Annotated in this window: 5 protein-coding genes; 3 read left to right on the top strand and 2 right to left on the bottom strand. The window is 68.1% G+C overall.

What is annotated here, in order from left to right; translation table 11 throughout:
- Positions 1 to 149 precede the first annotated feature (149 nt).
- Positions 150 to 659, top strand: coding sequence for a hemerythrin domain-containing protein (locus tag TSO221_RS26065; protein ID WP_109121436.1), 510 nt, complete (start codon positions 150 to 152; stop codon positions 657 to 659).
- A gap of 112 nt (positions 660 to 771) precedes the next feature.
- On the opposite strand, the gene TSO221_RS26060 is transcribed toward TSO221_RS26065, so the two are convergent.
- Positions 772 to 2,379, bottom strand: coding sequence for an SUMF1/EgtB/PvdO family nonheme iron enzyme (locus tag TSO221_RS26060; RefSeq protein WP_109121435.1), 1,608 nt, complete (start codon positions 2,377 to 2,379; stop codon positions 772 to 774).
- Between the two features lie 56 nt (positions 2,380 to 2,435).
- On the bottom strand, positions 2,436 to 4,196 hold the full coding sequence (locus TSO221_RS26055) for a hypothetical protein (RefSeq protein ID WP_146208911.1): 1,761 nt from the start codon (positions 4,194 to 4,196) through the stop codon (positions 2,436 to 2,438).
- Positions 4,197 to 4,373: 177 nt separating this feature from the next.
- Here TSO221_RS26055 and TSO221_RS26050 point away from each other — a divergent pair, with 177 nt between their 5' ends.
- Positions 4,374 to 5,378: a sigma 54-interacting transcriptional regulator gene (locus TSO221_RS26050; RefSeq protein ID WP_146208910.1), complete on the top strand. Its 1,005-nt coding sequence runs from the start codon at positions 4,374 to 4,376 to the stop codon at positions 5,376 to 5,378.
- Between the two features lie 164 nt (positions 5,379 to 5,542).
- A complete protein-coding gene (locus TSO221_RS26045; protein WP_109121432.1) occupies positions 5,543 to 9,628 on the top strand; it encodes a hypothetical protein in 4,086 nt (1,361 codons plus the stop codon).
- The last annotated feature ends 5 nt before the right edge of the window (positions 9,629 to 9,633 follow it).

Raw genomic sequence — 9,633 nt, 5'->3', positions numbered from 1 at the left:
AACCGCCGCCCCTTCGCTCCGGCTGGAAAGCCGGTCGCGACCCTCGACCAGCTGGAGCGGGAGTTCGCCGTATGACCGTCACGGCTACCCTGCCCCGCTGAACTGTTCCGAGTGACGCTGGTAAGCCGACGAGGCTTCAGGAGTGTTCCATGTACGATGACACCACGCAGATAGGCCGCCTTCTGCACGAAGATCACGAGCGCTGCCTTAATGCGGTGCAGAATCTGGAGGCGCTGCTTGCACGCCAAGGCCCCTCCAAGCCGGCGGACCCGAGCGACCCCGCCGTCCGCTCCGTCCTGGTCGCGGCCAAGGGAGTGCTGGCACAGGAGACCGCCACGCACTTCGCATTCGAGGAAGATCACCTGTTCCCTCTCCTGGCGGAGGTGGGCGAGCAGGCAATGATCCTCACCCTGAAGTCCGAGCACGACGCGATTGCCCCGCTGGCGGATGACATCGTGTCCCTGTTTGCGGACGGGCTGAAGGCGGGCTTCTTCACCCGGGAGCAATGGAATGACGTCTACACGCTGGGCATGGAATTGGCGGAGCGGCAGATATTCCATGTGCAGAAGGAGGAACTCGGTCTGCTGGCCGGCATCGGCATGATGATCGAGCCGGACGTGGATTCCCGCCTCGCCGAGACCTACAGGTCGATGGGGTGAGCTTCCCTCGGGAGAATGGACACCCGGTCATGCGGTCCGCAGTTCGGCCTGCCCCGGGGTGACGATCGCAATCCTGGGGGAGAATGGTGCGGGTACCGGCGTAGCGGCCGGGTTACAGGTGCCCCTTGTGGTGAAGGTCCATGACGATGCGGAAGCCGATGATGTCGCTGGGCCTCGACGGATCCCGCTGCCGGCGGCTGGCGCTGCGGGCCATGCCGGCCGGATCGCGGCAGGAGCCGCCCTTGATGACCCGGTCGGTGGGATCGCCGGTCCAGGCGGCACCGCTCCCCGGTTGGCCGGAGAGTCCCCGTCGCCAGCCGTCGGCCACCCATTCCCAGACGTTGCCATGCATGTGGTAAAGCCCCCAGGGATTGGGCGTGCAGCTGTCCACCGTCCGAACACGCCCGCGTGCGGCGTCCGACGCGTCTCCCGACCCGACGTTGAAATCCCCGAGCACCTGCCCGCCGCACCAGAAGTCGGTGTCGGTTCCAGCCCGCGCCGCGTATTCCCATTCCGCCTCGCTCGGCAGCCGGATGCGCGAGCCGGTCGTCTGCGACAGCCACGCGGTGAAGTCGACCGCCGTCTGCCAATCGACGTTCACCGCCGGCATGTCGGCGTGCGCGAAGGACACGTCGGGCCGCCACCGCGCGAACAACCAGGCGGGAACCGCCGTGCAGCTGATCGCGTAGGGATGGCGGATGGCGAGCGCCTGCGGAGGAAACTCCTCGGTCCTGTCGCGGCTGCCCATGGTGAAGTCACCGGGCGGAATCAGCGCCATCGCGATCGACACCCCGAGCGCCGGGATGTCCAGCGGAAACCGGGCGGGCAGACCGAACCTTTGCGCCCACCGGCGTTGCCGTCCCTCCGGATCCGCAGGTTCGGGGTCGTTCGAAGACGCGTGCACGGATGACGCCTTGCTGACCGCGGGCTCGTGAGCGACCTCGCCGGCGGGGTCGGCTCGCCTGCCGTCCGGCATGCCTTCGACCGGCAGTTCGGAAAGCAGCTGGAACGCCAGCGCCGCAGCGGAATCGATGGCGTACTCCTGACCGTGGGCGGCGTCCGTCTCGCTCTTTCCCGACAGGAGGTCGGAGACGCCGCGGAACACGAGCCACTGGGCGCTGCGCAGCGCATGGGCAGCCGTGGCGAAACCGTGCCCTTCGGTTTCGACCGCCAGCGCATCGTTGAAATGGGAACGCAGGAAGGCGACCAGATCCGAATGGCGGTCCGCGACGACCTTTTCGCCGGAAGCGATCGGCCCCAGATAAGCGGTGCGGTTGTCATGCGGCTTGCGGTAGAGGCGACGGCCTTTCCACTCGTTGGCGCGCGCCAAGTCACGGGCGAGCGCCAGCAGCGCCTGATCGGGCCTGTAGGGGTCGGGGCGGGCGTGGAAGCCGTCCGGCGTGACCTTTCCGGATTCGTACCCGTAGATCTTGGTGGATACGACGACGTCCCCGATGCCGGCGTCCTTGACGCCCCCGGCGACGCCGACCAGAAGCGCGACGTCGGGCTTGTAGTGCATGATCGCCATCGTGGCGTTGAGCGCGGCCATGTCGTTGCCGCGTTCCTGCGCGACGGCCACCCGCCACGGGCCGGTGGCGCCGTGGAACTGTCCGACGCGGAACACCTGGCCCTGCCGGATCTCGCGGCTGGTCTCGCCCAGATGCTTCAGGACGTGCTCGGTTTCGACGTCTATGGCGGTCAGGATCACGGCGGTGCGCATGACGTCTCCGGTTGCGGTGTGCGGTGGTGGCTTCCTGGGCGATCGGTCTGAAGGGGTTACCGCCAAGGGGAACGCTTGGGCGGTTCCATGCGGCGGAAGATCAGGGCGTACAGGGTCGCGAACCGGTGTTCGCGGGGTCGGCTGGCGACCGTGCGCCACGGCTGGCCGCCGGCCGCCGGCGGCCGGGGATCGCCGACGACCGCGTCGACGATGTCCGCCATCATCCTGTCGAAGTCCGACGGAGCGACCCTTTCCGCCGGAGCCGCGCCATCCCGGTCCAGGGCGCCGATCCAGGACAGCAGGCGGTCGTCGAACCAGCCTTTCGTCCGGCGCGAGCGCCTCACCGCCTCGTACAGCTGATACAGCGCCTCCAGCGCGACTTCGAGGTCCAGCGGGCCGTCGTCGCCGCCCTCCACGGTGGAGGCTTCGCTCAGGCACGCCAGGCAGCAGAGCGCGGCATCGGCGGGTGTGTTGCGGCGCAGGTGGTGCTTCGCCTCTGCGACGAACAGTTGGCGCCACGCCCCGTCATAGCGTTCGTACGGCGGCGCCGATGCCGGATCCCGTGCGAAGCGGGCGAGGTCGGCGAACAGGGACTCCGCGTCCGTGCGGCCGAGCGCCTGGGCGCATTCGACGGTGAGCCGTTCCGCGATCGCGCGATGGCGGGTCGCGAGGGTGCCGTCGGCCGTCTCCAGCACCACGGCTTCATAGAGCAGCCGGTCCACCATGACTTCCGTCCTGCCGGCGTCCCGGCATTGCCCGGCCATGCGGAGGCAGCGCAGCAGAAAGCCCCGCGTGAGCCGTGGAAAGCTGCCCCTGTGCGCGGCCGCGACGAGGCCGAGCGCATAGACCATCGGCGCGCTTCCGTCCGGCTGTGCATGCTCGTCGGCAAGCTCCTTGACGATCCGGGCGACCCGCTGGGCGGGGCCGCTGCCCGGTGTGCCGACCAGCAGGGCGCCCAGAAGCGATCCGATCACTTCCTTGCGTTCGGGCCGGAACACGGCGAAGCGCGACGCCCCTTCCGTGACGTTCCGCTGCAGTCGGTCGGCTTCGGCGCTCCATGCGTCGGCCCGGATCCGCCCCGCCGCGACCCAGCCGTCCACGATGGCGCCGATGTCCCGCAGGGTCGGCCCGATGAAATCGTGGCAGATCAACTCGAACCGCGCATGCCGCGGCGCCCGGGGCGGCCAGAACTGGCTGTGCGGCCAAGCGATGTGCGGGCAAACGAACAGGATATCGACGTTGTGCCGTTCCCGGTCGGAGAGCATTTCCGCCAGCGCGAAGATCTCTTCGATCGGCTTCGCGTTGTCGATGGCGAGAAGCCAACGCGTCACCTCCGCTCCGGCGGCTTGCTGCAGCAGCGTCAGTTTGGCCATGACCTTCTCGGGCCGGCCAATCGATCCCTCGCGGACCAGAGCCATGCGCGTGCCAAGCGGCGCCTGCCGCAGCCAGCGGGTGACGATCTGCCGCATCGCCGTCGTTTTCCCCTCGCCGCAGCCGCCTCCCAGCATGACGGCCCGCGGCCGGCTGCCCGGATCCCGCTCGCCGAGATGGCCGAGCGCTTCGCCAACGACGGCAAAGGGCTGGATCCGCTCGTTGGCGGCAAGGGCCCAGGACGCCCCCTCGGTTCCGTCGATGAAGACCTTGAGGGCGCTCTCGTCGATCGACGTCGAGGCCCAGACCGTCACGTCGTCGCCATCAAGCTCCAGCCATGGAACCTCGGCGGCGTCATCGCCCGCCGCCGACGGACGGGATTCGGCCAGCGTAACGTCCGAGCCGGAAGGGCTTCCCCCGCTGCCTCCGCTTCCTGCAGTCGACATCCCCTCCTCTCATGGTTCTCAAGAGAAACAACCAATCTCACAAGCGCACCAAAACATTCAAATGTATGATTTACCTATTTCATAAAAATTATCTACACGACTATGGCATAATTGACTATATTATGCATAGATTCTTTTCATAATCGCTTGCCCGCCTTGCTGGAGAAGGAGGACGTCGTGCTTCGGACGGTGGACGGCGCTTATACCCAGGCAAAGACGGCATCCGCCGAGCAGATTCCTTTGGTTGCCATCTCCGATTCCATGCGCCGCGTCCTGCACGATGCGCGCGTCATCGCCACCCGGCCCGGCCCGGTTCTGATCACCGGGGAAAGCGGCACCGGCAAGACCCGGTTGTGCGAAGAGATCCACGCCGCCTCACCGCGCTGCGCCGGCCCTTTCCGGAGGCGCGGCTGCGGCGAATTCGATCTGGGAACGCTGGAGGCGACCCTCTTCGGCCATTCCCGCGACGCCTATACGTCGTCGCAGACCGATCAGCCCGGTGTCCTGCTGGAAGCCAACGGGGGCACGCTGGTGCTCGACGACGTGGATTGCCTGCCGGCGCGCGCCCAGGCGGGGCTGCTGCGGTTCCTCGACGACGGTGGCTTCTATCGTCTCGGTGAACCCGCGAAACTCTGCAAATCGGATGTCCGCATCATCGTGACCACGAACGCCGACCTGGAAGCGCTGGTCAACGTGGGGAAGTTCCGCCGTGACCTGTGGTACCGCCTGCGGCGATGGCGCCTGCACGTGCCTCCGCTGCGGGCTCGGCGCGACGACGTCCGGGAACTGGCGCACCTCTTCCTGCAGGAGTTCCACGACACCACCCGCGTCATTGCCCGGACGGCGCCGCGCTTCGACGACGAGGCGTTCGAACTCCTCCAGTTGCTGAGCTGGCCGGGCAACATCCGCGAACTGCGGGACGCAGTCGAGAACATCGCCTTGTTCGGCACGGCGAAGGACGGGGTGTACGGGCTGTCCACCGTGGCGCGCGTGCTGTTCAACTCGGACAACGGTCCTGCCCTGGGGCTACCCGACGGCGGCGCAGCGGCGCCGGACGACGCCCATGTCCTGCAGATCCTGCGGACGACGCAGTGGAACATCAGCATGGCGAGCCGGATCCTCGGCCGGTCCCGCACCACGCTCTACAAGATCATCAAGGAGCGCGGCTGGAAGGAGGGCTGAGCGTCCCGCGCAGCAGACTGTCCAGACTGTCCAGCCCACTTGTCCGGTGAACAGCGGCGCACGCCGCTCCGCGCCCGATTTCCCATATGAGTCAATGGCTGCCGCCTTGGCCCAATTCCTGCTCCGGCGCCTGGACTTTTCGACGGACGGAGGGGGATCTGGCCATGGCACACGCGCTGCTGACGCGCATCGCCGCCGCGTTGACGGGCGCGCTCCTGCTGATCGCAGGCACGGCATCGGCGCAGCACGCGCTTCCGGCCATCGACCTGTTCGTCTTCCTGGACAATTCCAAGACCGTCTTCACCGGCGGGCCGGACGGCCCCAACCAGCGTCTGGCCGAAATGCTGAAGACGGCCTTCACCCTGCCCATCGATGGTCCGCGGACCTTCGTCTCGCGGGACGACCGGGTGTCGCTCTACACCTTCGGGCGGGAAGTCCTGCCGCTGGCCGACCGGATCGAGGGCGGCAACACCGCTGCGCTGAACGACGCGGTCGCCCGGTTCACCGAAGCCATCACCCCGGACAAGGTCACCGACTTCCGCCCGCTGCTGCGCTTCATCGCCGGACTGCCGGCCCTCCAGGACCGTGCCGACAACCGGTTGAAGATCGTGCTCATCGCCAGCGATTTCATCCACGACCCCTCCAACCAAGCTGAAAACAGCAACGGGACCGGGATCTGCGACCTGCTGAAGCAATACCGCGCCACGCAGAAGACGGCCGTCGCTGCGGATGTCGAGGCCCTGCGCCGCACCATCGCCTCCCGCGCCGACCCGGACCAGCTGCCGATCTACGTGGGCCTGCTGGCGGTGCGCCCGACCGAGGCCGACTTCGCCGCGACGTCGAAGGGGTACCGGGACTGCGCACTGGAGACCGTGCGTCTGCGCCCCCTGACGCAGAGCCTCGAGAAGGAGCTGGGCGCCCAGGTCATCGAGTACGCCGACGCCTCCAAGGACCTCAATCAGTTCGCGCGCGAACTCGTGGACAGCGTGCTGCGCGCCACCCGGCCGCGTCTGGCGGTGACCGGCGGGGCCTGCCAGCCGCGCGGGTTGGAGGGGCTGAACTGCTCGCTCGCGGTGAGCAATCCGGCGCGCGTGTCCAACCGGCTGCGCACGATCACGCTGTACGACCGGCCGGACGGCCCGGTGCTGGCCACGGTCAACGCCGACGACGTGATCGAGGGCAACGCGGCCAAGACGGTCGCGCTGCGCCTGGGTGGGAACGAGGCCCGCGCCCTGCTCGCCGCGACCGCCATCTACGCCGGGCTGGACAGTGACGGCCGCGGCGTCACGGCCCGCGTGCGGATCGAAAAGGGCGTCGGCGGCGGGCTGACGATCACCGGGGCGAAGGCCGAACGCAAGGTGGCGGGGCGGCCGGCGGACCTGACGGTCACGCTGGCGAACCCGCAGCCGGACCCGCGGCTCGCCCGCAGCATCGTCTTTTCGGCCACCCAGCAGGGCGGCCCCGGCCTCGGCCGGATCGACCTGCCCGAACCGCCGGACGTGGCGCGCGGCGCCACCCGGGAGCTGTCGATTTCCTTGACCCCGGCCATCGACCAGGCGCTGGACCGCGGCGCGGTCTACGCCTCGGTCCTGTCCATGGACGGCGAGCGTGCGGGCGATCCGGAATCGCCGCGCGTGCGGATCGAGTACCGCCAGGCCGCCCCGCTGCGGGTGAACGAAACGCGAATCCGGTTGACGGACGGACGGGCGGAACTGGCGCTCGACGTGGAGTCTCCCGGCCCGCCGCTCCGTCCGGTGCGCAACGTGCTCTTCTACGCCCGCGGCAGCACCACGCCCTTCAGGGTGGAGCCCGTGCCCGGAGGCCCGGCCATGGTGCCGTCCGGCCGGCGGGTGACCGTGACCGTGGCGCTCGGCGACGATGCGGTCGAGGTCTTGAACGACGACGGGCTGTCGGTGGCGGTGGAGGACGCCGCGAACGGGCGGCCCTCTGCGCCGGTTCCCGTCGCACGCCCGGCGTCGACCGCGACCAGTCTGAGGATCGCAGGGCTGCGGTGGCTGGAGAACGGCGTGGCCGGGCAGCTGCGGGCGCGGGTCACGGTGATCAACGACAATCCGCGCTTCCAGGAAACGCTGGCCGCGCTTGTCCTCCACGGTGCCGCCGGCGAGAGGCTGGTGAAGCGGGTCGAGCCCGCCGTGACGCTGGCCCGGAGCGCGTCGGCCGACGTGCCGCTGACGTTCGACGGGCGCGACCTCGGCGTCCAGTCCATCCTGCGCCAGCCGTTGTTCCGCATGCAGGCGGTGGATGACCAGGACAACGCGGGGGCGGAATCGGAGCGTTATCCGACGCCGCCCTACACCGCATTGCGGCTGGTCTCGCCGGGCGTGTTCGAGGCGAACGACCGCGGCGGGCTGGACCTGCGCCTGGAGGTCGAGAATCCCGCCCTGGTCTCCAACAGGCTCCTGCAGGTGCGGATGTACGCCAAGGGCGGCCGGCCCGAGCAGGCCGAGGTCCTGCCGCTTCCGGCGCCGGTGAACATTGCCGGTGGCGGCCGGGAAACCGTCCGGATCCCGTTCAACAAGAACTTCTTCCGGGCGCACAGCCCCCACCTGGAACAGAACCTCGTCCTTGTGGACGAAACCGGGCAGTCGGTGAGCGGACGGGTGCCGCTGTCGAGCTTTCCCGTCACCCCGCTGCCGTCCAAGCCGCTGAAGCTGGCGGATGCGGCGGAGTGGACCGACGCGCTGCCGCTGGTCCTGACGGTTACCGTGCTGAACGAGGCGCCCTACAGCCAGACCCTCGGGCGACTCCTGCTGGCGGCCACGGAAGGAAGCGAGCCCGAAGTCTTCGATCCGCCGAACGGGATCGAGATCCGGGGCGCTTCGAGGGAGGGCAACAGGGACGTGCCCATGCTGCTGCGCGTGGCGGTCCCGATGCAGGACGAGTGGCAGGACAGGCTGCTGGCCGGACAGGAACTGCGGGTCTGCGCCCTGACCGATCTCGAAGCCACATCGAAGGTGAAGACCTGCGCGGGCGGCTGGGTGCCGGTCGGTCTGCCGCGACCGACGCCGCTCACCGTGCAGATGAACGGAGACCGTCCCTTCGACCCGCAACGCAAGGAAATCCGTATCGACGTCGCCAACCCCGGCATCGTTCCGAACTTGGTCACCGGCTACGCGCTGCAGTCGTCCGACGGCAGGCAGGACTTCGTGCAGAAGACGCTGGACAAGGCCGAACCGGTCAGGGCCGGCAAGACGGTCACCCTGTCCATTCCGCTGAGCGACGGCGAAGCCCGCGCCGTCGCGGCGGCACAGAGCTTCCGCGTCGTCCTTCGCGACAAGACCCCGGCCAACGCCGGCAGCGGATCGGCGGCCGTCGTTCCGGTGACCGGTCGGATCCCGGTGTTCGACTACGAGGTCCGGCAGTTCAAGGCCACCAAGGTTCCGAAGGACGACGGCTACATCTGGGCGCGCGCCGACATCGAGATCAAGAACACGTCGTTCATGCCGCTCGGGCGGCAGAACTTCCTGGTCTGGATGGCGGACAGGCGTGGTGAAATCGTCGGCGCCAAGATTGCCCTGACGCACGATTTTTCCGGCTTCGACCATAGGTTTGCCGTGCCCGTGGCCTGGGGGATTCCGGAGAGTTTTTCGGACGGGGCCCTCGGCTCGATCATGATGTCCCCCACTGCCGCGCCCGACTTCGTCAAGTCCTATGGCATTGTCGAAAAGCCGAAATACGATCTTTCCGTGATCATGATGGCGTCGCTTGGCTTCACCACGCTGGTCACGTTCGTCAACCTGATCCTCTGGTTCCTTCGCAGGCGCGGTGTCGGCTATTCCAGGCTGCTTCCCGTCATCGGCGCCAACGGGCCGAGCTACCTCGACCGCATCAGCTCGTGGGTGAGCTTCCTGAATTCGTTCGTCGGGGCGCCGTTTACGGTCGGGGCCGGCATCGGTCTGCTTGGATACTTCGATTACCTGGGCCTGACCATTCTGCTGACCATCGTTGCGGCCGTGCTCTCCGTCTTCGGCGTCATCGCCGTCGTCGCCCGCATCGTCAAGAAAACGCGTGTGCGGCAGATTGCCGCCAAAGGAGAGGAGGCCAGGGAAATGCCGGCGATCCTCCGCGACTTCGACATGACCGTGGCGAAGACGGTCATGATCGTCTTCCTCGCTTCGGCCGCGGGGATGGTGTTCTACGGCGTCTGGCACACCCCGACCGACCCGTTGACGGTGAAGCACCACTGGGACATCCGCGAAACGCAAGGCATCACCACCGCCCAGAATTGACCAGA

Origin of the sequence: Azospirillum sp. TSO22-1, assembly GCF_003116015.1 — a bacterium.
Taxonomy (GTDB): domain Bacteria; phylum Pseudomonadota; class Alphaproteobacteria; order Azospirillales; family Azospirillaceae; genus Azospirillum.
Note: the sequence above shows the minus strand (reverse complement) of the source record. Positions and strands in the feature narration are given on the sequence as shown.